The following is a 25,187-nucleotide window of genomic DNA, read 5'->3' as shown; positions in this document are numbered from 1 at the left end:
TCATGAGCGAGAACCTGTTCGATATTCTGGAGGCCGGCATTACCGATCCCGCCGCCACCGCGATCGAGACCCCGGATGGCCGGCGCATCGGCTATGGCGATCTGGTGGCGCGCACCGGGCGCATGGCCAATGCGCTGCTGGCCCTTGGCGTCCAGCCCGGCGACCGCGTTGCGGTGCAGGTCGAGAAATCGGTCGAGGCGATCATCCTTTACCTTGCGACAGTGCGGGCGGGGGCGGTGTTCTTGCCGCTGAATACCGCCTATACCCCGGCCGAGGTCGGCTATTTCGTCGGCGACGCCCGGCCCCGGGTCTTTGTCTGCGACCCGGCCCGGGCCGAGACGCTGGCCCCGATTGCCGCCGAGGCCGGCGCGCGGCTGATGACGCTGGATGCCGGCGGGCAGGGCAGCCTGACCGAGGCGGCAGAGGCTGCCCCCGAGGGGTTTGCCACCGTGCCGCGCGCGGCCGACGATCTGGCGGCGCTGCTTTATACCTCGGGCACCACGGGGCGCTCCAAGGGCGCGATGCTGACGCATGGCAATCTGGTCTCGAACACCTTGGCGCTGCGCGAGGCGTGGCGCTATTCGGCGGATGACCTGCTGATCCATGCGCTGCCGATCTTTCACACCCATGGCCTGTTCGTCGCGACGAACATCACGCTGTTCTCGGGCGCCTCGATGATCTTTCTGCCGAAGTTCGATCCGGCGCGGATCATGGCGCTGATGGATCGGGCGACTGTGCTGATGGGCGTGCCGACATTCTATGTCCGGCTGTTGCAGGAACCGGCGCTGGACCGCGACAAGACCGCCGCAATGCGGCTCTTCGTTTCGGGTTCGGCGCCGCTTCCGGCGGAAACCCATCGCGAATGGCAGGCCCGCACCGGCCACGCCATCCTTGAACGCTATGGCATGACCGAAACCAATATGAACAGCTCGAACCCCTATGAGGGGGCGCGGGTCGCGGGCACGGTCGGCATGGCGCTGCCCGGAACCGAGATCATCGTAACCGATCCCGAGACCGGCGCCGAGCTGCCGCAGGGCGAGATCGGCATGGTCGAGGTGCGCGGCCCGAACGTCTTCAAGGGCTATTGGCAGATGCCCGAAAAGACCGCCGCCGAGCTGCGCGCGAACGGGTTTTTCATCACCGGCGATCTGGGGAAATTCGACGAGGCCGGCTATCTGCATATCGTCGGGCGCGGCAAGGACCTGATCATCACCGGCGGCTACAACGTCTATCCCAAGGAGATCGAGACCGAGATCGACGCTCTGCCCGGCGTCACCGAAAGCGCGGTGATCGGTCTGCCGCATGGCGATCTGGGTGAGGGGGTGACGGCGGTGGTGGTGCCCAGCGGCACACCGGCGCTGACCGAGGCCGAGGTGCTTGCCCCCCTGCAGGACCGGCTCGCCCGCTTCAAACAGCCCAAGCGCGTGCTTTTTGTCGAGGAACTGCCGCGCAATACCATGGGCAAGGTGCAAAAGAACCTGCTGCGCGACCGCTTTGCCGGGCTTTACGACGGCTGAGCCCCCCTGACCCGCAGCCGGGCCCATCCGCCCGGCTGCGTCGCGCCCCGGATCTGCCACGCCCGGCAGCCGGGGCGTTTCCATGTCTGCTGGGTCCTCGGCGATTGCCCGGCAAACGGGCAGGCCCGCACTGGCCCGCGCAGGGCCCCCGCGCGGGCGATGGCGCGCAAGCCTCGGGATTTGCCCGCTTTCCCGCGCACCGTTCTGCCAGATGGGCGGCGGCGGGATCAATGCTCTGTTCCGGCCCCGGCGCGGGGAAGATGCTTCCCGCATGGGCAGGACCGGGTAGGAAATCCGCCTTTTTCGCCGTCCGGTGTTAAATGACTATATATCCAATCGTGTTTACGTGTATTGTGGCGACAGAGAGACGCGGCCCGCCGATTGCCGCGCCCCGAGCGAAAGAGGACTGTCAGATGAGCACCGCAATCCCCGAAAGCATCCGCGTTTTCTGGTTCTTGCCGACGCATGGCGACAGCCGGTTCCTTGGCACCTCGGAAGGGGCGCGCGCGGTCAATCTGCCCTATCTGCGCCAGATCGCGCAGGCCGCCGATTCGCTGGGCTATTACGGTGTGCTCTTGCCCACGGGCCGCAGTTGCGAGGACAGCTGGGTGACGGCGGCGGCTCTGGCCTCGCAGACCGAACGGCTGCGGTTTCTGGTCGCGGTGCGTCCGGGCCTGCAATCGCCGACGCTGGCGGCGCGGATGACGGCGACGCTGGACCGGCTTTCGGGCGGGCGGGTGCTGATCAATGTCGTCACCGGCGGCGATCCGGTCGAAAATGCCGGCGACGGCATCCATCTGTCGCATGAGGAACGCTATGAGGTGACGCAGGAATTCCTGACCGTCTACAAGGCGCTTCTGGCCGGCGAGACGGTGAATTTCCACGGCAAGCATCTGCAGATCGACGAAGGCAAGCTGCTGTTCCCGACGGTGCAGAAAAACGGCCCGCCGCTGTATTTCGGCGGCTCCTCCGAGGCGGCGAACGGCGTGGCGGCCAGGCAGGTCGACAAATACCTGACCTGGGGCGAGCCGCCCGAACAGGTCCGCGCCAAGGTCGAGGCCGTGCGCCGGCTGGCCGAAGCCGAGGGCCGCGAGCTGAGCTTTGGCATCCGCCTGCATGTCATCGTGCGGGATACGAACGCCGAAGCCTGGGAGGCCGCCAACAGCCTGATCAGCCGTGTCGATGACGAAACCATCGCCAAGGCGCAGGCCAATTTCGCCCGCATGGATTCCGAAGGCCAGCGCCGCATGGCCGCGCTGCATGGTGGCCGCCGCGACCGGCTGGAAATCAGCCCCAACCTTTGGGCGGGCGTCGGTCTGGTGCGCAGCGGCGCCGGCACCGCGCTGGTCGGCGATGCAGCGACCGTGGCCGAACGCATCGACGAATACCGCCGCATCGGCATCGACAGCTTTATCCTGTCGGGCTATCCGCATCTGGAAGAGGCCTACAGTTTTGGCGAACGGGTGCTGCCGCTGTTGCCTCTGGCCAGCGATCAGGCGCGGCCGCGCCAAAGCGCGCAAGACCCGTTCGGCGAGACGGTGGGCAATGACTTCCGGCCGTTCCGGCCCGACAACCGCCAGCAGCGCCCCGTGCTGGTCGCCGGGGGCTGAGCCGATGACTTCGGTTCCCCAGCCCCTGCGCGTGGTCATCATCGGCGGCGGCCTGACCGGCGCCAGCCTGGCATGGCAACTGGCCCGCATGGCCCTGCCGGCGCGGATCACCGTGGTCGAGCCGCGCGCCGAACTGGGGCGGGGTCTGGCCTATTCCTCGCGCGATCCGGCGCATCGCATCAATGTGCCGGCGCATCGCATGTCGATCGACCCCGAGGATCGCGGCGATTTCCTGAGCTGGCTGCAGGCCGATCCGGCGCGGCTGACCCCCGATGCGCAGGCCGAGGGCGGCGACATCTATCCGCAGCGGGGCCTGTTCGGCAGCTATGTGGCCGACCGGCTGGCGCCGCATCTGGCCAGCGGCGCGATCCGCCATATCCGGGCGCGGGTCAGTGATATCGAACGCGCGGGCGACGGCAGCTTCGTGCTGATCCTGTCGGACGAAAGCCGGATCCGGGCCGAGCTTCTGGTGCTGGCGACCGGCCATCCGGCACCGGCCCTGCCCAAGCTTCTGGCCGGGCTCAGCGGCCAGCCGGCGCTGATCGCCGATCCGCAGGACGAGGCCCGGCTGGCCGAAGTGCCGCAGGATGCGCGCGTGCTGATCCTTGGCGCGGCGCTGTCGGCGGCCGATGTCATCGCCACGCTGGACCGGCAGGGCCATCGCGGTGCCATCACCTGCCTGTCGCGCCGCGGGCTGCGCTCGCGCGGGCAGGGGCCGCGGGGACAGGACAGCAGCGCCGATTTCCTTGATCCGCCCAGCCGTCAGGCCTCGGACCTTTTGCGCCGCGTGCGCCATGCCATCGTCGACGAACAGGCGCGCGGGCAGGATTGGCAGGCGGTGTTCTACCGGCTGCGCGCGCAGGGTCAGGAGATCTGGACCGCGCTGCCCGAGGACGCCCGCCGCCGCCTGCTGCGGCATGCGCGGACATGGTGGGACGTGCACCGTTATCGCCTGCCGCCGCAGACCGAAACGGTGATCGCGGGCCTGATCGCCCAAGGCCGGCTGCAATTTCTGGCCGGGCATCTGCTGCGCGCCGAGGCAGGCGATGCCGGCATCCTCGTCAACTGGCGCCCGCGCGGTCGCACCGATGCGCGGCAGGCCGTCTTTGACCGCGTGGTCGTGACCACCGGCCCGGCGCAGGACCGATGTATCGCCGCCAGCCCCGCGCTTGGCGCGCTGGCCCGTCTGGGCCTGATCGCGCCCTGTCCGCTGGGGCTTGGCCTGGCCACCACGGCCAGTTGCAAGGCGCTTGATGCCGAGGGTCGCGCCAGCGACCGCATCCTGATCGCCGGGCCGCTGGCACGGGGCCATCTGGGCGAATTGGTCGGTGCGCCGGAATGCGCGGCACAGGCCAAGGACATCGCCCGCGAAATCGCCCGGGCCGCCATGCTGGCGCCCATTACGCGGTCCCAGCTGCGGACCGTCTGACACAGATAGATCCGAGGCCTTCATGCCCAGACTGAACATCACCGGCTTTGCCGGCAGCCTTTCCACGCCCTCGCGCAGCCGCGCGCTGGTCGAAACCGCCGTCGGACTGGCCAGCGCCCGTTTCGGCGCCGCCAGCCATGTCTTTGACCTGAACGATCTGGGCCCTTCGCTGGGGACGGCCCGCAGCCTTGGCGATCTGGATCCCAAGGCGCTGGTGCATGTCAGCGCGCTTTTGCGTGCCGATGCGCTGGTCATCGCGAGCCCGGTGGAAAAGGGCAGCTATGGCGGGCTGTTCAAACATCTCATGGATCTGATCGATCCGGGCCTTCTGGCCGGCAAGCCGGTGCTGCTGGCCGCGACCGGCGGCGGCGACCGCCATGCGCTGATGATCGAACACCACCTGCGCCCGCTTTTTGCCTATTTCGACGCTCAGGTGCTGGCGACCGGCGTTCACGCCGCCGAGCGCGATTTTCTGGGCACCCGGCTGGCGGGCGAGGCCACCCGCGCCCGGCTGGTCCGCGCCGTGGGCCAGTTGGCGCCCTTCCTTTCCCCCCGCGTCGCCTCGGAACCCGATGCGGCCGTGTTCGCGCCGATCCTGCGCGCGCTTTAGGAGCCTGATCATGACCATCAAGACCACATTCTCGCGTCGCGCGGCCCTTGGGCTGGGTCTGGCCGCTCTGGCCACGCCCGGACTGCTGCGCGCGGCCCCCGCCCGCGAATTGCGCGTCGGCTGGCAAAAGGGCGGCATTCTGGGGCTGGTCAAGGGCTCGCAGGCCTTTGAACAGGCGCTGGCCGACAAGGGTATCCGCGTCAGCTGGTCCGAGTTCACCTCGGGCCCGCCACTACTTGAGGCGCTGTCGGCCAATGCGCTGGATTTCGGCTATACCGGCAACGTGCCGCCGATCTTTGCCCATGCCGCGCGGGGCAACCTGCTGTTTGTCGGCGCGGGGCAGGGCTCGCGCGAGGGGCATGCCATTCTGGTGCCCAAGGACTCGCCGATCCAGAGCATCGCCGACCTGAAGGGCCAGAAGGTCGCCTTCAAGCGCGGCAGCTCGGCGCATTACGCCACGATCCGGCTGCTTGGCACCGCCGGGCTGACTTTGGACGACATCAAGCCGCAGGATCTGGCGCCGCCCGATGCCATCGCGGCCTTTGACGCCGGCGCCATCGGGGCCTGGACGATCTGGGATCCCTATTTCGCGGCGGCGCAGGAACGTCCCAACACCCGCGTGCTGAGCACGACCGAGGGGCTGGAGCCCGATTACAATTTCTACTCGGCCAATGGCGATTACGTCCGCGACAACCCCGAACTGGTCGCGACGCTGGTCAAGACCGTGCAGCAGGCGGGCGCAAAGGGGCAGGCCGATCTGCCCGGCACCGTTGCGACCTTCGCCCGCGAAACCGGCCTGTCGCAGCCGGTGGTCCAGCGGTTCCTGACCCGCAAGGGCAGCGATCTTGGCCTGATCGGCTTCGTCGAGCCCAAACATGTCGCCTATGAGCAGGGGGTGGCCGACACCTTCCACGATCTGGGGATCATCCCGCGCAAGCTGGACATCGCCTCGGTGGTCTGGACCCCCACCGCCAGTCAGGGAGCGTAAGATGAGCCTTGCCGAAACCCTGAACCGGGCGCGCTTTGCCGGCTGGCGGCCCGGCCTGCCCTCGGCGCAAAGCCTGCTGCCCTATGCGGTGCCGGCCGCCATCCTGCTGCTGTGGGAGCTGGCGGGGGCCACCGGCTATCTGTCGGATACGGTGATGCCGCGTCCCTCGACCATCCTTGCGACCGGGGCGCGGATGACCGCCTCGGGCGAGCTGGTGAACCATCTGGGCGTTTCGGCGGCGCGGGCGCTGGCCGGGCTGGTGGTCGGCGGCGGCATCGGCTTTGCGCTGGGGGTCGCCAATGGCGTGTCGCGGCGCAGCGAGCTGCTGACCGACACCACCTTGCAGATGGTGCGCAACATTCCGCATCTGGCGCTGATCCCGCTGGTCATCCTGTGGTTCGGCATCGGCGAGGGCGCCAAGCTGTTCCTGGTGGCTTTGGGCGTGTTCTTTCCGATCTATCTCAACACCCTGCACGGCATCCGCAATGTCGATCCGCAGCTGATCGAGATGGGCCGCGCCTATGGCATGAACGGGCGCACGCTGTTTCGCCGTGTGGTGCTGCCCGGGGCGCTGCCCTCGATCTTTGTCGGTCTGCGCTATGGCCTTGGCATCATGTGGCTGACGCTGATCGTGGCCGAAACGCTCTCGGCCTCGTCCGGTCTGGGCTACATGGCGATGCAGGCCCGTGAATTCATGGTGCTGGATGTCGTCGTGCTGGCGATCCTGCTTTATGCGGCGCTTGGCAAGCTGGCCGACACCCTGACCCGCGCGCTGGAACGCCGCGTGTTGAAATGGAGCCCCGCCTATGCCAATCACTGAGATCCTGCCGCGCGACATCGCGGTGCCGGTGGCGCATCCGCTGCACAGCCCCGGCGCGCGTGTGCAATTGCGCCATGCCGGGCGCAGCTTTGGCGGCAACCGGGTGCTGGCCGATCTGGACCTTGAGGTGGCGCCGGGCGAATTTCTGTCCATCGTCGGCAAAAGCGGCTGCGGCAAATCCACGCTGCTGCGGCTGATCGCCGGGCTGGATCAGCCCAGTTCCGGCAGCGTGCTGGTCGATGGCGTGGCGGCGAACCGCGCCGGTGACCGGCTGCGGCTGATGTTTCAGGAACCGCGCCTGCTGCCTTGGGCCAGCGTGGCCGATAATGTCGCGGTGGGCCTGCGCACCGGGCCGGACCCCGAGGCGGTGGCCGAGGCGCTGCGCGCGGTCGAGCTGGGCGACAAGGCCGGGTTCTGGCCGGCGCAGCTGTCGGGGGGCCAGCGGCAACGCGCGGCGCTTGCGCGGGCGCTGGTCAGCCATCCGGGCCTGCTGCTGCTGGACGAGCCCTTGGGGGCCTTGGACGCGCTGACCCGCCTGACCATGCAAAAGCTGATCCGCAACATGCATGAGCGCGCGGGCTTTACCGCCGTTCTGGTCACGCATGATGTCTCTGAGGCGGTGGCGCTGTCGGACCGGATCATCGTGCTGGGCCGTGGCGGCATTCTGAGCGAAACCCGCATCGCGCGCGACCGCCCGCATACCGCCGCTGAACTGGCCGAGATCGAGGCTGGCATTCTGGACGCGATCTTTGCCGCCTGAGCGGCGGGTGGCGGTTCAGATCGCCACCATGGCCGCCTGCACGGCGCGCTGCCAGCGGGCATAGCGGGCGTCGCGCCAGTCGTTGGACATGTCGGGCTGGAACCGCCGATCCAGCGCCCAACCTTCGGCAAACTCCTCGGGCGGCGGGCACAGGCCCGCGCCCAGCCCGGCCAGATAGGCCGCACCCAGCGCGGTCGTTTCCGTCACGGTGGGCCGGTCGACGGGCGCACCCAGAATGTCGGCCAGAAATTGCATGGTCCAGTCGCTGGCCGACATGCCGCCATCGACGCGCAAGACCGCATCGCCGGCATCGGGCCAGTCGGCGCGCATCGCCTCCAGCAGATCGCGGGTTTGATAGCCCACGCTTTCCAAAGCCGCCCGAGCCAGTTCGGCCGGCCCCGAATTGCGGGTCAGGCCGAAGATGGCGCCGCGGCAATCGGGCCGCCAATGCGGTGCGCCAAGGCCGGTAAAGGCCGGCACCATGATGACCTCTTGCCCCGCATCGGCCTGTTCGGCCAGCGGCTGGGTCTCGGCGGCGCTGCGGATGATCTGCAGCCCGTCGCGCAGCCATTGCACCACCGCGCCCGCGACAAAGATCGAGCCCTCCAGCGCATAGGTGGTGCGCCCGTCCAGCCGATAGGCGATGGTGGTCAGCAGCCGGTTTTGCGAGGGCACCATCCGCTCGCCGGTGTTCAAGAGCGCAAAGCAGCCGGTGCCATAGGTCGATTTCATCATGCCGGGCCGGAAACAGGCCTGCCCCACGGTCGCGGCCTGCTGATCGCCCGCCACGCCAAGGATCGGGATCTCGCGGCCGAACAGATCCGCCCGGGTGACGCCGAAATCGCCGGCGCAATCGCGCACATCGGGCAACAGCGCCATGGGAATGTCCAGAAGCGCGCAGATGTCATCGTCCCAGCGGTTCTCGACGATGTTGTAAAGCAGCGTGCGTGCGGCGTTCGTGGCATCCGTTGCATGCACCGCGCCGCCGGTCAGGTTCCAGATCAGCCAGCTGTCCACGGTGCCAAAGGCCAGCTCGCCCGCCTCGGCGCGGGCCCGCGCACCGTCCACATTGTCGAGCAGCCATTTCAGCTTGGTCCCCGAGAAATAGGGGTCGAGCAGCAGCCCGGTGCGGGCGCTGATCATCGGCTCGTGCCCGGCCTCGCGCAGGCTTGCGCACAGATCGGCGGTGCGGCGGTCCTGCCAGACGATGGCATTGTGGATGGGCAGGCCGGTCGCACGGTCCCAGACCACCACGGTTTCGCGCTGGTTGGTGATGCCGATGGCGGCGATGCGCGTGCCCCGCGCCTTTTCGATGGCGGCGCGGGCGGTGGCTGCGACCGTGGTCCAAAGGTCCGAAGGATCATGCTCGACCCAGCCCGAGGCCGGGAAATGCTGGGTGAACTCCTCTTGCGCCATGGCGATGGGTCTGAGCGCGCCGTCAAAGATGATCGCCCGCGACGAGGTGGTGCCCTGATCGATGGCAAGGATATGGGTCATGGCAGCGGCTCCGGCAAAAAGGGAAGGGGGCGGCGGACCGCCCCCGGGAACCCGGCATTACTGCCAGGATTTGATCAGCTCGTCATAGGACACGGTTTCGCCCTGCGGCTTTTCGTTTTCCAGCTTGGCGACCGGCGCGCCGGGGGCGTCCAGCCATTCCTGCGGGTCTTTTTCCTCGTTCAGCTTGGGACCCAGATCGCCCTGCACCTTGCTGCGTTCCAGCCGCGCCAGCACCTTTTCCTGTTCCGCGCAGAGCGCATCCAGCGCCTCTTGCGGGGTCTTGGCACCTGAAAGCGCGTCGCCGATGTTCTGCCACCACAGCTGCGCGAGCTTGGGGTAGTCCGGGATATTGGTGCCGGTCGGCGACCATTGCGTGCGCGCGGGCGAGCGATAGAACTCGATCAGGCCGCCCAGTTGCGGCGCGCGGTCCGAGAAGTGCTTGCTGTCGATGGTGGACTGGCGGATGAAGGTCAGGCCGACATCGGATTTCTTCACATCCACGGTCTTGGAGGTGACGAATTGCGCGTAAAGCCATGCGGCCTGCGCGCGGTCGACCGGCGTCGATTTCAGCAGCGTCCAGCTGCCCACGTCCTGATAGCCGATCTTGGTGCCGTCCGACCAATAGGCGCCATGCGGGCTGGGAGCCATGCGCCATTTCGGCGTGCCGTCGGCGTTCATGACGGGCGTGCCCGGCTTGACCATGTCGGCGGTGAAGGCGGTATACCAGAACATCTGCTGGGCGATGTCGCCGCGTGCCGGGACCGGGCCCGCCTCGCCAAAGGTCATGCCCATCGCCTCGGGGGGCGTGTAGTTTTTCAGCCATTCGATGGCCTTGGTCACGGCATAGACCGCCGCCGCGTCATTGGTCGCGCCGCCGCGCGCCACGCATGAGCCCACGGGCCGCGATTTTTCATCGACGCGGATGCCCCATTCGTCGACCGGCAGGCCGTTCGGCTCGCCCTTGTCGCCCATGCCGGCCATGGACATCCATGCGTCGGTATAGCGCCAGCCAAGGGACGGGTCCTTCTTGCCGTAGTCCATGTTGCCCCATGCCTTCTTGGGGCCGCCTTCGATATAGGACATGTCGCGGCCGGTAAAGAATGCGGCGATGTCCTCGTAGGCCGACCAGTTCACCGGCACGCCAAGGTCATAGCCGTATTTGGCCTTGAAATCGTCCTTGGTCTTTTGATCGCTGAACCAGTCGTAGCGGAACCAGTAGAGGTTGGCGAATTGCTGGTCGGGCAGCTGATACAGATCGCCATCCGGCGCGGTGGTGAATTTCAGCCCGATGAAATCGGCCAGATCCAGCGTTGGGCTGGTAAAGGCCTTGCCTTCGTCCGCCATCCATTTGGTCAGGTCGCGCGCCTGCTGATAGCGCCAATGCGTGCCGATCAGGTCGCTGTCGTTGACGTAACCGTCATAGATGTTCTCGCCGGTCTGCATCTGGGTCTGCAGTTTTTCGACCACATCGCCTTCGCCGATCAGGTCATGGGTGATCTTGATGCCGGTGATGGCCGTAAAGGCCGGCGCCAGCACCTTGGATTCGTATTCATGCGTGGTGATGGTTTCCGAGACCACCTTGATGTCCATTCCCGCCAGCGGCTTTGCGGCGTCGATGAACCATTGCATTTCCTTTTCCTGATCGGCGCGCGACAGCGTGGACATGTCCCCGATCTCGGCGTCAAGGAATTTGCGGGCCGCCTCCATATCGGCCCATGCCGGCAGGCCCAGCACGCAAAATGCCGTGGCCAGCGCGGTCGTCGTTGTCATCGGTCTCATATCATCCTCCCTGATGAGACGTCGTGATTGCCCTGCCGGACGCGGTGCGGCAGGGAATGGTCAGACCCAGCGGAACACCGCTGCGGCATAGATCGCGCAAAGGCCAAGCGCCCACCACAAGGGCGGACCCGCCAGCAAGAGCCAGCCCAGACAGATGAAGGCCGAGCCCAGAAGCGAGATGAACAGCCGGTCGCCGCGCGTGGTCTCGATGCGCAGGATGCCGCGCCGGGGCACCTCGGGAAAGCGGATCGCAAGGATGGTGAACAGGACCAGAAGGCTGGCGATGATCCAGAAGAACAGCGCCACCGGGAACGTCCATGCCATCCAGCCGCCGGGGATCATCGGCGCGGTCCAGTCGCGGGCGCCCTCGGTGACGGGCGTGGCGCGGATCAGCAGAGCCAGCACGGCGCCCAGCACCAAGACGGCTGCGGCATAGATCGCCGGCCAATTGGCGCGGCGGCGGGCAAGGGTTTCGGTTTCGCTCATCAGACCCTCCCCAGGGCAAAGCCCTTGGCGATATAATTGCGCACGAACCAGATCACCAAGGCGCCCGGCACGATGGTCAGCACCCCCGCTGCCGCCAGAACGCCCCAATCCATGCCCGAGGCGCTGACCGTGCGGGTCATGGTTGCGGCGATGGGCTTGGCATTGACCGAGGTCAAAGTGCGCGACAGCAACAGCTCGACCCATGAGAACATGAAGCAGAAAAAGGCCGCGACGCCGATGCCCGAGGCGATCAGCGGCATGAAGATGCGCAGGAAGAAACGCGGGAAGGAGTAGCCATCGATATAGGCGGTCTCGTCGATCTCGCGCGGGACGCCGCGCATGAAGCCTTCAAGGATCCAGACCGCCAGCGGCACATTGAACAGGCAATGCGCCAGAGCCACCGCGATATGCGTGTCAAAAAGCCCGATCGAGGAATAAAGCTGAAAGAACGGCAGCGCGAACACCGCCGGTGGCGACATGCGATTGGTCAACAGCCAGAAGAACAGGTGCTTGTCGCCCATGAAATTGTAGCGCGAAAACGCATAGGCCGCAGGCAGCGCCACCGCGATCGAGATCACCGTGTTCATCACCACATAGATGATCGAATTGACGTAACCCATATACCAGCTGGGATCGGTCAGGATCACGCGATAGTTGCGAAAGGTCAGGTCATGCGGATAGAGGCTGAAGGTGCCGGTGATCTCGGTATTGGTCTTCAGGCTCATATTGACCAGCCAATAGATCGGCAGCATCAAAAAGATCAGATAGAGCGCCATCACCATGGCCGAGGGTTTGATCCGCATCACAGCCCCTCCGGAATATCGGACGCGCTGCGGTCCATATTGGTCATCACCGTGTAGAACACCCAGCTGACCAGCAGGATCACCAGAAAATACATCAGGCTGAAGGCCGCCGCCGGGCCAAGGTCGAACTGGCCCACCGCCATCTTCACAAGGTCAATCGACAGGAACGTGGTCGAATTGCCTGGACCGCCGCCGGTGACGACAAAGGGCTCGGTATAGATCATGAAACTGTCCATGAAGCGCAAAAGCACCGCGATCAGCAGCACGCCCTTCATTTTGGGCAGTTCGATATAGCGAAACACCGCCCAGCGGCTGGCCTGATCGATGCGCGCGGCCTGATAATAGGCCTGCGGGATGGATTGCAGGCCCGCATAACAAAGCAGCGCAACAAGGCTGGTCCAGTGCCAGACATCCATCGCAATCACGGTGATCCATGCATCAATTGGGTCATTGGTATAGTTGTAGTCCAGCCCCAGCGCTTCCAGCGTATGCCCCAGAAGGCCGATGTCGACCCGGCCAAAGATCTGCCAGATGGTGCCGACGACGTTGAACGGGATCAGCAGCGGCAGCGCCATTAGCACCAGAACCAGACTGGACCAGAAGCCGCGTTTGGGCATGTTCAGCGCGATGAAGATGCCCAGGGGCACCTCGATCGCCAGAATGATCGCCGAAAACAGCGCCTGCCGCCCCAGTGCGCCGTGCAGGCGCGAGGAATGCACCATCTCGTCGAACCATTCCAGCCCGGCCCAGAAGAACTCGTTGTTGCCGAATGTGTCGTTGAAGGCATAGTTCACCACGGTCATCAGCGGGATCACCGCCGAAAAGGCGACCAGCACCAGCACCGGCAGCACCAGAAACCACGCCCGGTTGTTGGTGGTCTTTTCCATCAGGCAGCCTTCTCTTGCGGGGCGACGCGCCAGTCACCGACATAGACATTGATCCGCCGGGCGTCGAAGCCGACATGGGACAGCCCGTCGATGGGCAGGCCCTCGGGGGCGACGATGTTCAGGGGCGCGCCCTGGAATTCGGCGCGGATCAGGCGGTGGCGGCCGACATCCTCGATCCGGCGGATGGTGACGGGCAGACCGCCCCGGTCGGTCAGGAACAGATGCTCGGGACGGATGCCGATGGCGCCCGTGGCCGGGGCGTAATGGCCCGAGAGCGACAGCGTGGCACCGCCCGCCAGCCGCGCGCTGCTGCCCGCGATTTCGGCCGGCAGGAAGTTCATGCCCGGAGAGCCGATGAAATAGCCCACGAACCGATGGGCGGGGCGTTCGAACAGCTCCTGCGGCGTGCCGATCTGGACCACGCGGCCGTCATGCATCACCACCACCTGCTGGGCAAAGGTCAGCGCCTCGGTCTGGTCATGGGTGACATAGATCATCGTATGGCCGAACTCGCGGTGCAGGCGCTTCAGCTGGGTGCGCAATTCCCATTTCATATGCGGGTCGATGACGGTCAGCGGCTCGTCGAACAGAATTGCGTTCACGTCCTCGCGCACCATGCCGCGGCCAAGGCTGATCTTTTGCTTGGCATCCGCCGTCAGCCCCTGCGCGCGGCGGTCCAGCGCCGCCTCCATGCCGATGATGCGGGCGATCTCTTGCACGCGCGCCTTGATATAGGCAGCGTCCCGGCCCCGGTTCTGCAGCGGAAAGGCAAGGTTCTGGCGCACGGTCATGGTGTCATAGACCACCGGGAACTGGAACACCTGCGCGATGTTGCGCTCGGCGGTGGCGGCATCGGTCACGTCGCGGTCGTTGAACAGCACCCGCCCCTGACTGGGGCGCAACAGCCCCGAGATGATGTTCAGAAGCGTCGTCTTGCCACAGCCCGAGGCGCCTAGCAGCGCATAGGCGCTGCCGTCCTGCCAGACGTGGTTCAGTTCCTTCAGCGCGAAATCCTGTTCGCCGGCGGGGTGGGGCAGGTAGCTGTGGGCAAGGTTTTGCAAGGTGATGCGGGCCATGTCAGGCGGCCTCCGCCGGGGCGGGGGGAACGGCCAGCCGGCCATCCTCGGCAAAAAGATAAAGCTGCGCGGGGTCCAGCCAGACCGTGATCCCGGCGCCTGGCTCCAGCCGGTGCACACCCTCGATCAGCCCGACCCAGGGCGCGCCGTCATGCGCGACATGGATATAGGTCTCCGAGCCGGTGATCTCGGTCCCGATCACGCGGGCGGCAAAGGGCAGGGCGCCCGGCGCGCCGGGCCGCAGGCCCAGATGATGGGCGCGAAAGCCGGCCAGATAGCGGCCATCGGGCAGGGCCGCCAGCGCCGCCGGGGCGGCAATCTCGGGAGCGGCGCCATAGCGCAGCCGGCCACCCTGCTTGACCACCGGCAGAAAGCTCATCGGCGGGTCACTGAACACGCGGGCGGTGATGGCGTCTTGCGGCTGGCGGAACACCTGCGGCGTGGGCCCGAATTGCGTCACGCGGCCCTGCCACAGCGTTGCGGTCTGCCCGCCCAGCAGCAGCGCCTCTTCGGGTTCGGTGGTGGCATAGACAAAGATCGCGCCCGAGGCCTCGAAGATGCGCGGGATCTCGACGCGCAATTCCTCGCGCAGCTTGTAGTCCAGATTGGCCAGCGGCTCGTCCAGCAGGACCAGCCCCGCGTCCTTGGCCAGGGCGCGGGCCAGCGCGCAACGTTGTTGCTGGCCGCCCGACAGTTCCAGCGGCTTGCGTTGCAGCATCGGCGTCAGGCGCAGCATCTCGGCGGTGGCGCGGACGCGGGCGTCGATCTCGGCCCGGGGGCGGCGCCGGATGCGCAGGGGCGAGGCGATGTTTTCATAGACCGTCAGGCCGGGGTAGTTGATGAATTGCTGATAGACCATGGCCACGCCGCGATCCTGCACGCGCTGGCCGGTGACATCGCGCCCTTGCCACAGCACGCGCCCGGTCGTCGGCTGGTCCAGCCCGGCCATGATCCGCATCAGCGAGGTCTTGCCCGCCAGCGTCGGCCCCAGCAGCACGTTCATCGTGCCCTTTTGCAATGTCAGGCTGGTGGGGTGGATATGGACCCGCCCCCCGACCAGCCGCGACACGCCTTGCAGTTCCAGCGTCATCTTTCCTCCCTCTCCGGTTGCCGCCGCGCCCTCCCCGGCGCGGACGGGCCGGCCCCCGTCATGTCGTCGCGGCCATGCTCCGTTCCGGTTGCAGATGGCGGTCCACCGCAGCGCGCTGGTCCGGCGTCAGATGCAGGCCCAGCTTGGTGCGCCGCCACAGGATATCCTCGGCGGTGCAGGCGAATTCACGGGCGCGGAACCAGTCCAGCTCGGCCTCGGTCAGGCCGGCGCCGAAGTCGCGGCCCAGATCCTGCCAGCTCTGGGCATTGCCCAGCACGGCAAAGGTTTCGGTGCCATGGGTGCGCATCAGGCGCAGCGCCACGCGCGGCGACAGGAACGGATAGCGCGCCTGAATGCGCGCCAGCAGCGCCTCGACCCCGTCGACCGGGAAATCACCGCCGGGCAGGGCGACGCCCGCCGTCCATGCCCCGCCCGCCTGCGGAAAGAATGGCGCGAGCTTAGCCAGCGCCCCCTCGGCCAGCCGGCGATAGGTGGTGATCTTGCCGCCAAAGACATTCAGCAGCGGCGCCCCCCCGGCATCGAGGCTAAGGACGTAGTCCCGCGTCGCCGCCGTCGCCGATTTGGCACCGTCATTGTAAAGCGGCCGCACCCCGGAATAGGTCCAGACCACCTGATCGGGCGTCACTGGCTTGGCGAAATAGGCGCTGGCAAACTGGCACAGGTAGTCGCGTTCGGCATCGGTGCATTTCACCTCGCCCGGCGGGCCCTGATGGTCCATGTCGGTGGTGCCGATCAGGGTGAAATCCTGCTCATAGGGGATGGCAAAGATGATGCGGCCATCGGTGCCCTGAAAGAAATAGCAGCGGTCGTGGTCGTAAAGTTTCGGCACCACGATATGGCTGCCGCGCACCAGCCGCACGCCTTCGCTGGTCGCGATATGGGCGACGTTGCGGATCACATCCTCGACCCACGGCCCGCCGGCATTGACGAGCGCGCGGGCGCGATGCGCGCGCCGGCCCTCGGGGCCTTCGGTGGTGACATGCCACAGATCGCCCGCCCGCTCGGCATGGGTGACGCGGGTGCGCGTCAGGATGGTCGCGCCGCGCGCTTGCGCATCGCGCGCGTTCAGCACCACCAGCCGCGCGTCCTGCACCCAGCAGTCGGAATATTCCCAGCCCAGCGTAAAGGGCTTCAGCGGGCGGCCCAGCGGATCGCGCGACAGGTCCAGCCGGCGCGTGCCGGGCAGGATCTTGCGCCCGCCCAGATGGTCGTAAAGAAACAGCCCCAGCCGGATCAGCCATGCCGGACGCCGGCCGCGCAGCCACGGCATTGCCAGACCCAGCAGACGCGAGGTCGGCGTGTCGCTTTCAAAGCGCATCTCGGGCGAATAGGGCAGCACGAAGCGCATGGGCCAGCTGATATGCGGCATGGCCGTCAGCAGCGTCTCGCGTTCCTCCAGCGCTTCGCGCACCAGCCGGAATTCAAAGAATTCCAGATAGCGCAGCCCGCCATGGAACAGCTTGGTCGAGGCCGAAGAGGTCGCCTGCGCCAGATCGCCCATTTCCGCCAGCGTCACCGACAGTCCGCGCCCGGCCGCGTCGCGGGCGATGCCGCAGCCATTGATGCCGCCGCCGATGACGAACAGGTCGGTCGTTGCTGAAGACATGCCGCGCCTCACTCGCATCCGCTGTCACCAGCAATAACGCTTTCGCGATCCCGGTCAACGCCGATTTTCGTTTTTAATGTAAATAGAATGTAAACGAACATGCGACATGGCAAGCCGCGCATCGGATCGGGTCAAGCCCGCGCTCAGGGCCAATCGGCGAAGGATGTCAGCGAACCGGTGACCGCCTCGGCGCGGCGGCGCACCGTCTCGCGGTATTGGCGTGGCGACAACTGGCTGTGGCGCTTGAAGAAATGGCTGAATTCGGTGCTTTCGGCAAAGCCGAGCGCATGGGCGATCTCGGCGATGGATTTGCCCGAGCGTTCCAGCCATGTCGTCGCCTCGCGCATCATCCGAAGATGGACCAGTTCCAGAGGGCTGCGTTGCAGGTTGCGCTGGCAGATCCGGCGCAGGCGGCTTTCGGTGATGCCCAGCAACAGCGCATAATCGGCGATCCGCTTGTGGCTGCGGAAATGCACCTCGACGGTGCGGCGAAAGCCTTCGAGGATGTGCAGCTCGCTGCCATGGCCGGGGGCCGAGACCTCGACGCGGCTTTCGCGCCAGACCGACAGCAGGATCAGGCGCATATAGGCCACGACGGCAAGCTGGCCCCCCTCGGCGCCGCGCGCAAGCTCGGCCAGAATGGCCCGGGCCAGCATGTCGGGGTCGGGCACCGTTTGCGGGTGAAAGTCGCGGGCGATGATCTGGTGCAGGCCCAGCGGCGCCAGCAGGCTGGATTCCGGCCCCGCGCCGATGGCATTGGCCAGAGCCATCGGCGACAGGCCCAGAAGCCAGCCGCTGGTGCCCGCCCCCAAGGTCAGCGTCATCGCGGACGAGGCAGGCAGGATCACCCCGGCAGGGCTGTCGACCTCGGCCGTGCCCGAGGCCATTTCGATGGCGGCCTGGCCGGCGTCCAGCAGCAGGACATGGGTGAACATCTCATACTGGCCGCGGCAGGGACGCAGCACCTGGGGACGCAGGGTGGCAGGCAGCGCCTCGACGCGCACCTGTTTGGCAAGATCGTCAGCGCCGACCGGCTTTGCCATTCATTCGACCGAAAATCACAAGAATCCGCCTGAAAATGACATTCCGAAGTAAAATGGCAACCCCTATTTCTGGGCCAGTTCCGCTGGGGAGAGCGGAAACGGGCTGCGGATTGCCGGGGAGGGCGCGGTGCAACATCCAGACGACGGCTTATGCCCGCCCGCGGGCCGGACGGGTTCGCCAGATGGCGAAAGCGGATATTACACACGCCTGAACCCCGCCGATGGAACCGTGGCCTCGCGCGTGCCCGCGCATGGCGTCAAGGCGGCGGTGGCGGCCGTCAATGCCGCCGCCCGTGCCTTTCCCGGCTGGAGCGGCCAGCCCGCCGCCGCCCGCCGCGCCGTGCTGGACCGCGCCGCCGGTCTGATTGACGGCTATGCCCCCGAAATCGCCCGTCTGATGCGGGCCGAGATCGGTGCCACGGACGACTGGGTGCGCTTCAATCTGGATATCGCGCGTCGGCATCTGGAAACGGCGGCCGACCTGACCGAACATATCGGCGGCGGCGTTCGGCGCGATGCCGAGGGATTGCAGATGTGCTTTCGCGATCCGGTCGGGGTCTGTCTGGCCATCGCGCCCTGGAACGCGCCTTTCGTGCTGGGGATGCGGGCGGTGGCGACGGCGCTGGCCTGCGGCAATACGGTGGTGCTGAAAGCCTCCGAGAACTGCCCGGCGATGCATATGTTGATCGGGCGGGTGCTGGCCGAGGCCGGCTTCTTGCCCGAGGGCGCGCTTGGCATTGTGACCCATGCCCCCGACCTGTCCGAAGAAATCGTCACCGCGCTGATCGCCCATGATGCCGTGCGGCGGGTGAATTTCACCGGCTCGACCCGCGTTGGCCGGATTGTCGCCGAGCTGGCGGGCCGCCATCTGAAGCGTTGCTTGCTGGAACTGGGCGGAAAGGCCCCGTTCATCGTCCTGGAGGACGCCGATCTGGACGCGGCGGCGGATGCGGCTGCCTTTGGGTCGTTCTTTAATCAGGGCCAGATCTGCATGGCGACCGACCGGATCATCGTCATGGAGCAGGTGGCCGATGCCTTTGCCCAGCGTCTGGCGGCGCTGGCCCGCAATCTGCGCGCGGGCGACCCGATGCTGGGCGGCTACGCCCTGGGACCGATGGTCAGCGAGGGCGTGGCCCAGCGGATCGAGGACATGGTGGCCGATGCCGTGGCCAAGGGCGCAATGGTGCTGGCAGGCGGCGCGCGGCGCGGGCCCTATGTCGATGCGGTGGTGCTTGACCGGGTCGAGCCGGGCATGATGATCTATGCCGAGGAATGCTTTGGCCCGGTCGCCGCGATCTGCCGCGTCCAGTCCGAGGCCGAGGCGATCGGCATCGCCAATGACACCCGCTATGGGCTTTCCGGCGCGGTGTTCGGGCGCGACATCGCCCACGCTCTCGGCGTCGCGCGCCGCATCGATAGCGGCATGTGCCATGTCAATGCCCCGACGCTGAATGACCGCCCGGACATGCCGGTGGGTGGGGTCAAGGACAGCGGCTTTGGCCGCTTTGGCGGTGTCCAGATGCTGGACGAATTCACGGAAACGCGCTGGATCGACATTGCCCGGGCGCCGCGCCGCACCGGCTTTGGCCGGCCGGACAGTGGGGCCGGGATATGAGCAGCGCAGCGCAAGTGCCAGACCCGGCACAGATGCAGCGGGCGCGGACGGCCATCGCGCAGGCCCGGGCTGCCTTTCCGCTTTGGGCCGCGACCGATCCGCGCGCCCGGCGCAAGGGGTTGCTGGCGCTGGCGGATGCGCTGCGGGCGGATGCGCCCCGGTTCCAGACGCTGGCCGCGCCAGAGGCCGGCGCGGAAACGGCGGCCGATCTGCGGCGCGCGGTCGAGATATTGGAGGCCGCCGCCGGCGCCTGCACTCTGCCCGAGGGCAGCATAGCCCCGATGGATGCCGCAGGCCGGATCCAGATGCAGCTTGTGCAGCCGCGCGGTGTCTGCCTTGGGATCGTGCCGGCAGTCGCGCCGATTTCGCATACGGTGCGGGCCTTTGCCTTTGCCATCGCCTTGGGCAACACGGTCGTGATCCTGCCGTTCGAGGGATCGCGCGATGTGCACGGGCTTATCGGGCAATGCGTGGAGCGGACGGGCCTGCCGCCCGGGGTGGTCGGGGTCGTGCCGGCCGCGCCCGGCGAGGGCACGCAGCTGGCCGCCGCGCTGATCGCCGCCACGCCGGTGCGTCATGTAAGCTTTGCCGGGCCACAGCCTGCCGCGCGCCTTGTCGGCCGTCTGGCGGGCGAGAACCTCAAGCCGATGCTGCTGGAGCTGCAGGGCAGGTCCGTCCTGATCGTCCTTGACGATGCCGATCTGGAGGCGACGGCCGATGCCGTGCTGGCCGCACCAGATGCGGCACTGGGGCCGGTGATCGTGCAGGCAGCCGTGGCCGAGGCGTTGGCGGCGAACATCGCGGCGCGGGGCGGTGACGCGGGCGCGCTGTGGCTTTTGAAGGTGCCGGGAGACGGCGCCGCGCTGGCCGCCGCCCTGGACGGTGCGCCCGCGCCCGGTTGCGCGATATTCAGCCGCGACCTTGGCCGCGCCTTGTGGCTGGCCGAGGGCGTCGGGGCCGCGAATTGCACCATCAACCGCCTGCCCTTGCCCGATGGCGGGCCGGCCGCGTCCGACGGCCGCTTCTGCGGCGCATCCGGGCTTGCCGAATTCACCGAACGCCGCCGGATCGGGATCGACGCCCCGCTTTGGCCGCACCAGCCTTGAAACCTTTGCCAGACATTCTCCAGGGAGGACCAGCAGGACATGATTTCACGCCGGACATTCATTCAGGGAACGGCAGGCGCCATCGGTGCGGCGCTGGCCTTTCCCGCCCTTGCCGCCGAGCCGGGCCGCCTGCTGCGCATCGACAGCATCGAGATGCCGCGATTTGCCGCCGGCCCGGACAGGATCCGGCTGTCGGGCAATCAGCTTGACCGTTTTGCCCAACTGGGCCGCGCCCTCGGGGGCACCGGGCCCGTCACCGTCGAGACGCATCTGGACGGCGCCGGGCAGGTGCTGCTTGACGCGGCGCTGAATGCCTCGGGCCGGCGCGTCGGGCCGGCGCGTCACCGCGCCGACGGCGCCACCTTCACCATTCTGAGCTAAGGAGAGACCGATGCCCGGAAAACGATGGCCTGCCACATTGGCGGCGCTGGTCCTGACTGCGGGGATGGCCCATGCCCAGGACGCCCGGCTGGACGACAGCCGCATGTTTTCGACCGGCGAAGAGGCCTGGAACAAGGTCTGTTCGCGCTGCCACAGCGGACACGAGAATTCGGTCGGTCCGAACCTGCTGCAAGGCAGCTACGACGAGGACATCATCCGGTTCTTTGCGCGTCACGGCTCGGGGCCGATGCCCGCCTTTACCGCCGCAATGGTCGACGACACCACGCTGTCGCAGATCGCGGCCTATGTCATCGCCAATCACAAGGAGCCCGCAGAATGACCACGCGCGAGCTGGCACATGTCCCGGACGGGGTCTCGAAAGAGGATTTCCTGGCCGCGATCGCCAAATTCGAGGCCGTCGTCGGCGCAGACAACGTGCTGACCGACGAGGACCGGCTGACCCCCTATTTCAAGACCATGATGCCGGTCGCCGATGAGGAATACGCCATGTCGGCGGTCCTGCAGCCGACCAGCACCGAGCAGGTGCAGGACATCGTGCGCATCTGCAATGAGTTCCGCGTGCCGGTCTGGCCGACCTCGACCGGGCGCAATTTTGGCTATGGCACCTATGCCCAGGGCAATGCCAAGGGTCGCCGGCATCAGGTCGTCATCGACTTTCGCCACATGAATCGTATCCTTGAAGTCGATGCCGAACTGGGCACGGCGCTGCTGGAGCCGGGCGTGACCTACCAGCAGCTTGTCGACTACCTTGAAGAGCACAACATCCCGCTGTGGGTGTCCTGCCCGGCGCCCTCGGCGATTGCCTCGCCGGTCGGCAATACGCTGGATCGCGGTGTGGGCTACACGCCCTATGGCGAGCATTTCATGATGCAATGCGGCATGGAGGTGGTGCTGCCCGATGGCGAGGTGCTGCGCACCGCCATGGGCGGTGTCGAGGGCTCGAACAGCTGGCAGGTGTTCAAATGGGGGTTCGGCCCCTATCTGGACGGCATCTTCACCCAGTCGAACTATGGCATCGTGACCAAGATGGGCCTGTGGCTGATGCACAAGCCGCCGGCCTATAAACCCTTCTATATCCGCTTCAATGACGATGATGACATCGCGGCGATCGTGGACATGATGCGCCCGCTGCGGCTGGCGCAGATCATCCCGAACGCCGTGGTCTTTGCCCATGCGCTGTGGGAGGCCCCGGCGATCATCCCGCGCTCGAAATATTATGATGGCAAGGGCGCCATGCCAGTCGAGCGGATCGAGGCGATGAAGGCGGCCGAGGGCATCGGCGCCTGGAACGTCTATGCCGCGCTTTACGGCACGCCCGAGCAGATCGAGGTGAACTGGAAGATCGTCACCGATGCCGTCAAGGCGCTTGGCAAGGGCGAGATCTTTACCGCCGAGGACATGGGCGACAAGGAGCCCTTTGCCTATCGCGCCGCGCTGATGCGGGGGGGCATGTCATTGCAGGAATTCGGCCTTTACCGCTGGCGCGGCGGCGGCGGCTCGATGTGGTTTGCGCCCGTGACCGTCGCCAAGGGATCCGAGACCCGCAAGCAGACGGCGCTGGCCACCCGGATCCTGAACAAATGGGGCTTTGACTATTGCGGCGAATACATCGTCGGCATGCGCGACATGCACCATGTCATCGACCTGCTGTTTGACAAGACCGACGAAGAAGACACCAAGAACGCCCATGCCTGCATGAGCGAGCTGATCGAGACGTTCCGCAGCGAAGGCTATGCCGTCTATCGCACCAACAATGCCTTCATGGATCAGGTTGCCGATTGCTATGGCCCGGTCCAGCGCCGGATCAACCAGACCCTGAAACGGGCGCTGGACCCCAACGGGATCATCGCGCCGGGCAAGTCCGGTATCGACATCTGAGACCAGGTCTCGGCGCGGGCCCATCGCGGGGCCGCGCCGGGCGATGCCTGCCGCGGCATCGACGATCACGCATGAAAGGAACCACACCATGACCGTATCAGACGCGACCCGAGGGGCGGCGCCAGCCCCCTATGCCGGGCTCGACAAGCAGTTCATCGCCGGCAGCTGGCGCGACGGCGCCTCGGCGCGCGATCTTGACGACCGCGACCCCTATACCGGCGAGACCCTGCTGAACATCCGGCTGGCCAGCCGCGAGGATGTCGACGCGGCCTATCGCGCCGCCGCCGAGGCGCAGATCGCCTGGGCCGCCACCGCCCCGGCCGAACGCGCCCGCATCATCCAGCGCGCCGTCGCGGTGATGGAGGCGCGCGCCGATGAAATCCGTGGCTGGATCACCCGCGAATCCGGCTCGACCCAGGTCAAGGCCGCGTTCGAGCTGGGCGCCGCGCAGGCGATCACGGCCGAGGCCGCGACATTCCCGACGCGGGCGCATGGCCAGATTCTGGCAACCTCGACCCCGGGCGAGGAAAGCCGCGTCTATCGCGCGCCGCTGGGCGTGATCAGCGTGATCAGCCCATGGAACTTTCCGCTGAACCTGTCGATGCGCTCGGTCGCGCCGGCGCTGGCTTTGGGCAATGCCGTGGTGCTGAAACCGGCCTCGGACACGCCGGTGACGGGCGGCACGCTGTTGGGCAAGATCCTGGAAGAAGCCGGGCTGCCGCCGGGTCTTTTGAACGTGATCGTCGGCTCGGGCTCGGAAATCGGCGACTATTTCGTCGAGCATCCGACGCCCAGTCTGGTGTCCTTTACCGGCTCGACCGATGTCGGCCGCCGGGTCGGGGCGATCGCCGCCGGCGGGCGCTGGATCAAGCGCGTCGCGCTTGAGCTGGGGGGCAATGCCCCGATCGTGGTGTTGGCCGATGCCGACCCCGAGGCTGCGGCCCGCGCCGCCGTTTTTGGCCGCTTTCTGCATCAGGGCCAGATCTGCATGTCCACGAACCGCGCCATCGTCGATGCCGGGATCTACGACGCCTTTGTCGAGGCGGTTGCCCGGCGGGTGTCCGGCCTGACCAGTGGCAACCCGGCCGATCCCGCGACCAATGTGGGCCCGATCATCAACGCGCAGCAGCTGGCCGGCATCCAGCACAAGATCGAGGCCGCCAAAGCCGCCGGCGCGCGTCTGGTCGCGGGCGGCGAGGCGCAGGGCAATGTGCTGCCGCCGCATGTCTTTGCCGATGTCGATCCCGAATGGGAAATCGCGGCGGATGAGACCTTTGGCCCCGTCCTGCCGATCATCAAGGCCCGTGATGAGGCACATGCGCTGGAACTGGCCAATGCCACCGAATACGGCCTGTCATGCGCCGTCATCTCGGGCAATCCCGAACGGGGGGTGCGGTTCGCGCGCGGCATCCGCGCCGGCATGGCCCATGTCAACAGCATCAGCGTCGATGATCATGCCCATGCCCCGTTTGGCGGCGAAAAGAACTCGGGCCTTGGGCGGTTCAACGGCGAATGGGTGATGGAGGAATTCACCCGCACGCAATGGATCACCACCCGCGACGAGGTCCCGGTCTTTCCGTTCTGAGCCGGGTTTGATAGGCGCGCGGGCCGGGGTCGCTGACCTCGGCCCGTTTGGGGCTGCGGGCGCGAGGCGCTCAGCCGCCGCGCAGCGCCAGGGCCAGCCGCCGCGCCAGCAGGTCCAGCAGATAGCCGATGACGCCGATCACCAGCACCACGGCGACCAGTTCGCCATAGGCCAGCCGGTCGCGGGTATCGAGGATGAAATAGCCCAGACCCGCCTGCACGCCCAGCATCTCGCAGGGGACAAGGACGATCCAGCTGATGCCGATGGCCAGCCGCAGCCCGGTCAGGATCTGGCCCAGCACGCCCGGCAGGATCACCCGCACCAGCGTTTCCCGGCCGGTGGCGGCAAGGCTTTTCGACAAGAGCAGCCATTGCGGGTTCAGCTGCCTGACGCCGGCGGCGGTGTTCAGCAGGATCGGCCACAGCGCCGCAAAGGCCAGCAGAAAGATGATCGTAAGCGCGACGACGAGGCCCTATGCAGCGAGGCTTGACGCTTGGTCGTAGCACCAGGGCATGAGGTCCTCGATGCGGGATCTGGGGTGTCCGTCGAGGATGGCCCGGAGGGTATCGGCGAGGTAGT

The 25,187-nt window shown here is 66.9% G+C and carries 24 protein-coding genes; 13 read left to right on the top strand and 11 right to left on the bottom strand.

Annotation, left to right across the window (positions count from 1 at the left end; all coding sequences use genetic code 11):
• Positions 1–2 precede the first annotated feature (2 nt).
• From GL279_RS12980 to GL279_RS12950, 7 genes are all read left to right on the top strand, one after another.
• Positions 3–1,517, top strand: coding sequence for a malonate--CoA ligase (locus GL279_RS12980; protein ID WP_155065067.1), 1,515 nt, complete (start codon positions 3–5; stop codon positions 1,515–1,517).
• A gap of 413 nt (positions 1,518–1,930) precedes the next feature.
• Positions 1,931–3,127, top strand: coding sequence for an FMNH2-dependent alkanesulfonate monooxygenase (gene ssuD, locus GL279_RS12975; protein ID WP_155065066.1), 1,197 nt, complete (start codon positions 1,931–1,933; stop codon positions 3,125–3,127).
• Positions 3,128–3,131: 4 nt separating this feature from the next.
• Positions 3,132–4,556: an FAD/NAD(P)-binding protein gene (locus GL279_RS12970; RefSeq protein ID WP_170293971.1), complete on the top strand. Its 1,425-nt coding sequence runs from the start codon at positions 3,132–3,134 to the stop codon at positions 4,554–4,556.
• Between the two features lie 22 nt (positions 4,557–4,578).
• On the top strand, positions 4,579–5,166 hold the full coding sequence (locus GL279_RS12965; protein ID WP_155065064.1) for an NAD(P)H-dependent oxidoreductase: 588 nt from the start codon (positions 4,579–4,581) through the stop codon (positions 5,164–5,166).
• A gap of 10 nt (positions 5,167–5,176) precedes the next feature.
• Positions 5,177–6,154 carry an aliphatic sulfonate ABC transporter substrate-binding protein gene (locus GL279_RS12960; RefSeq protein WP_155065063.1) on the top strand — a complete coding sequence of 326 codons (978 nt, stop codon included), beginning with the start codon at positions 5,177–5,179 and terminating at the stop codon, positions 6,152–6,154.
• Between the two features lies 1 nt (position 6,155).
• Positions 6,156–6,974, top strand: coding sequence for an ABC transporter permease subunit (locus GL279_RS12955; protein WP_155065062.1), 819 nt, complete (start codon positions 6,156–6,158; stop codon positions 6,972–6,974).
• Positions 6,961–7,734, top strand: a complete 774-nt coding sequence (locus GL279_RS12950; protein ID WP_155065061.1) for an ABC transporter ATP-binding protein — start codon at positions 6,961–6,963, stop codon at positions 7,732–7,734. The genes GL279_RS12955 and GL279_RS12950 overlap by 14 nt, the downstream gene beginning before the upstream one ends.
• Positions 7,735–7,749: 15 nt before the next feature.
• Here GL279_RS12950 and glpK read toward each other — a convergent pair whose 3' ends face one another.
• The 9 genes from glpK to GL279_RS12905 form a co-directional block, all read right to left on the bottom strand.
• A complete protein-coding gene (glpK, locus tag GL279_RS12945; protein ID WP_155065060.1) occupies positions 7,750–9,231 on the bottom strand; it encodes a glycerol kinase GlpK in 1,482 nt (493 codons plus the stop codon).
• A 57-nt stretch (positions 9,232–9,288) separates the two neighbouring features.
• A complete protein-coding gene (locus GL279_RS12940; RefSeq protein WP_155065113.1) occupies positions 9,289–11,001 on the bottom strand; it encodes an ABC transporter substrate-binding protein in 1,713 nt (570 codons plus the stop codon).
• Positions 11,002–11,070: 69 nt separating this feature from the next.
• Positions 11,071–11,496: a DUF2160 domain-containing protein gene (locus GL279_RS12935; protein WP_170293970.1), complete on the bottom strand. Its 426-nt coding sequence runs from the start codon at positions 11,494–11,496 to the stop codon at positions 11,071–11,073.
• On the bottom strand, positions 11,496–12,299 hold the full coding sequence (locus GL279_RS12930; RefSeq protein WP_155065059.1) for a carbohydrate ABC transporter permease: 804 nt from the start codon (positions 12,297–12,299) through the stop codon (positions 11,496–11,498). Before GL279_RS12930 ends, GL279_RS12935 begins: the two co-directional genes overlap by 1 nt.
• Positions 12,299–13,186, bottom strand: a complete 888-nt coding sequence (locus GL279_RS12925; RefSeq protein WP_155065058.1) for a carbohydrate ABC transporter permease — start codon at positions 13,184–13,186, stop codon at positions 12,299–12,301. The genes GL279_RS12930 and GL279_RS12925 overlap by 1 nt, the downstream gene beginning before the upstream one ends.
• On the bottom strand, positions 13,186–14,262 hold the full coding sequence (locus GL279_RS12920; protein ID WP_155065057.1) for an ABC transporter ATP-binding protein: 1,077 nt from the start codon (positions 14,260–14,262) through the stop codon (positions 13,186–13,188). The genes GL279_RS12925 and GL279_RS12920 overlap by 1 nt, the downstream gene beginning before the upstream one ends.
• Before the next feature lies 1 nt (position 14,263).
• Positions 14,264–15,352: an ABC transporter ATP-binding protein gene (locus tag GL279_RS12915; protein WP_155065056.1), complete on the bottom strand. Its 1,089-nt coding sequence runs from the start codon at positions 15,350–15,352 to the stop codon at positions 14,264–14,266.
• Positions 15,353–15,410: 58 nt separating this feature from the next.
• On the bottom strand, positions 15,411–16,979 hold the full coding sequence (glpD, locus tag GL279_RS12910) for a glycerol-3-phosphate dehydrogenase (protein ID WP_155065055.1): 1,569 nt from the start codon (positions 16,977–16,979) through the stop codon (positions 15,411–15,413).
• A gap of 143 nt (positions 16,980–17,122) precedes the next feature.
• The gene (locus GL279_RS12905) at positions 17,123–18,022 is read right to left on the bottom strand and encodes a helix-turn-helix transcriptional regulator (protein ID WP_155065054.1); all 900 of its coding nucleotides are present in this window, start codon (positions 18,020–18,022) and stop codon (positions 17,123–17,125) included.
• 127 nt (positions 18,023–18,149) lie between these two features.
• Between GL279_RS12905 and GL279_RS12900 the strand changes: the two genes are divergently transcribed.
• The 6 genes from GL279_RS12900 to GL279_RS12875 all read left to right on the top strand — a co-directional run bounded on the left by GL279_RS12900 (position 18,150) and on the right by GL279_RS12875 (position 24,608).
• On the top strand, positions 18,150–19,637 hold the full coding sequence (locus tag GL279_RS12900) for an aldehyde dehydrogenase family protein (RefSeq protein WP_343039810.1): 1,488 nt from the start codon (positions 18,150–18,152) through the stop codon (positions 19,635–19,637).
• The gene (locus GL279_RS12895; protein ID WP_155065052.1) at positions 19,634–20,743 is read left to right on the top strand and encodes an aldehyde dehydrogenase family protein; all 1,110 of its coding nucleotides are present in this window, start codon (positions 19,634–19,636) and stop codon (positions 20,741–20,743) included. Before GL279_RS12900 ends, GL279_RS12895 begins: the two co-directional genes overlap by 4 nt.
• Before the next feature lie 39 nt (positions 20,744–20,782).
• Entirely contained in the window at positions 20,783–21,124 is a 342-nt protein-coding gene (locus tag GL279_RS12890) for a twin-arginine translocation signal domain-containing protein (protein WP_155065051.1), read from the top strand.
• A 10-nt stretch (positions 21,125–21,134) separates the two neighbouring features.
• Positions 21,135–21,464, top strand: a complete 330-nt coding sequence (locus tag GL279_RS12885; protein WP_155065050.1) for a c-type cytochrome — start codon at positions 21,135–21,137, stop codon at positions 21,462–21,464.
• Positions 21,461–23,023: an FAD-binding oxidoreductase gene (locus GL279_RS12880; RefSeq protein ID WP_155065049.1), complete on the top strand. Its 1,563-nt coding sequence runs from the start codon at positions 21,461–21,463 to the stop codon at positions 23,021–23,023. Before GL279_RS12885 ends, GL279_RS12880 begins: the two co-directional genes overlap by 4 nt.
• Positions 23,024–23,111: 88 nt before the next feature.
• Positions 23,112–24,608 (top strand): aldehyde dehydrogenase family protein, encoded by a 1,497-nt coding sequence (locus GL279_RS12875; RefSeq protein WP_155065048.1) that lies wholly within the window; start codon positions 23,112–23,114, stop codon positions 24,606–24,608.
• Positions 24,609–24,678: 70 nt separating this feature from the next.
• On the opposite strand, the gene GL279_RS12870 is transcribed toward GL279_RS12875, so the two are convergent.
• A complete protein-coding gene (locus tag GL279_RS12870) occupies positions 24,679–25,056 on the bottom strand; it encodes an ABC transporter permease (RefSeq protein WP_343039814.1) in 378 nt (125 codons plus the stop codon).
• Positions 25,057–25,080: 24 nt separating this feature from the next.
• On the bottom strand, positions 25,081–25,187 hold a 107-nt coding region (locus tag GL279_RS12865; protein WP_155064130.1), incomplete at its 5' end, for a transposase domain-containing protein.

It is taken from the genome of Paracoccus limosus (assembly GCF_009711185.1).
In the GTDB taxonomy this organism is placed as follows: Bacteria; Pseudomonadota; Alphaproteobacteria; order Rhodobacterales; family Rhodobacteraceae; genus Paracoccus; species Paracoccus limosus.
This window is presented reverse-complemented; position numbering and strand designations above follow the sequence as displayed.

Coding starts and splice junctions, on each gene's coding strand:
- glpK (WP_155065060.1), bottom strand. CDS start 9,231: ATGACCCATATCCTTGCCATCGATCAGGGCACCACCTCGTCGCGGGCG.
- GL279_RS12920 (WP_155065057.1), bottom strand. CDS start 14,262: ATGGCCCGCATCACCTTGCAAAACCTTGCCCACAGCTACCTGCCCCAC.
- GL279_RS12885 (WP_155065050.1), top strand. CDS start 21,135: ATGCCCGGAAAACGATGGCCTGCCACATTGGCGGCGCTGGTCCTGACT.
- GL279_RS12880 (WP_155065049.1), top strand. CDS start 21,461: ATGACCACGCGCGAGCTGGCACATGTCCCGGACGGGGTCTCGAAAGAG.
- GL279_RS12890 (WP_155065051.1), top strand. CDS start 20,783: ATGATTTCACGCCGGACATTCATTCAGGGAACGGCAGGCGCCATCGGT.
- GL279_RS12955 (WP_155065062.1), top strand. CDS start 6,156: ATGAGCCTTGCCGAAACCCTGAACCGGGCGCGCTTTGCCGGCTGGCGG.
- GL279_RS12940 (WP_155065113.1), bottom strand. CDS start 11,001: ATGACAACGACGACCGCGCTGGCCACGGCATTTTGCGTGCTGGGCCTG.
- GL279_RS12970 (WP_170293971.1), top strand. CDS start 3,132: ATGACTTCGGTTCCCCAGCCCCTGCGCGTGGTCATCATCGGCGGCGGC.
- GL279_RS12925 (WP_155065058.1), bottom strand. CDS start 13,186: ATGGAAAAGACCACCAACAACCGGGCGTGGTTTCTGGTGCTGCCGGTG.
- GL279_RS12960 (WP_155065063.1), top strand. CDS start 5,177: ATGACCATCAAGACCACATTCTCGCGTCGCGCGGCCCTTGGGCTGGGT.
- GL279_RS12905 (WP_155065054.1), bottom strand. CDS start 18,022: ATGGCAAAGCCGGTCGGCGCTGACGATCTTGCCAAACAGGTGCGCGTC.
- GL279_RS12935 (WP_170293970.1), bottom strand. CDS start 11,496: ATGAGCGAAACCGAAACCCTTGCCCGCCGCCGCGCCAATTGGCCGGCG.
- GL279_RS12950 (WP_155065061.1), top strand. CDS start 6,961: ATGCCAATCACTGAGATCCTGCCGCGCGACATCGCGGTGCCGGTGGCG.
- GL279_RS12895 (WP_155065052.1), top strand. CDS start 19,634: ATGAGCAGCGCAGCGCAAGTGCCAGACCCGGCACAGATGCAGCGGGCG.
- GL279_RS12915 (WP_155065056.1), bottom strand. CDS start 15,352: ATGACGCTGGAACTGCAAGGCGTGTCGCGGCTGGTCGGGGGGCGGGTC.
- GL279_RS12930 (WP_155065059.1), bottom strand. CDS start 12,299: ATGCGGATCAAACCCTCGGCCATGGTGATGGCGCTCTATCTGATCTTT.
- GL279_RS12965 (WP_155065064.1), top strand. CDS start 4,579: ATGCCCAGACTGAACATCACCGGCTTTGCCGGCAGCCTTTCCACGCCC.
- GL279_RS12875 (WP_155065048.1), top strand. CDS start 23,112: ATGACCGTATCAGACGCGACCCGAGGGGCGGCGCCAGCCCCCTATGCC.
- ssuD (WP_155065066.1), top strand. CDS start 1,931: ATGAGCACCGCAATCCCCGAAAGCATCCGCGTTTTCTGGTTCTTGCCG.
- glpD (WP_155065055.1), bottom strand. CDS start 16,979: ATGTCTTCAGCAACGACCGACCTGTTCGTCATCGGCGGCGGCATCAAT.
- GL279_RS12980 (WP_155065067.1), top strand. CDS start 3: ATGAGCGAGAACCTGTTCGATATTCTGGAGGCCGGCATTACCGATCCC.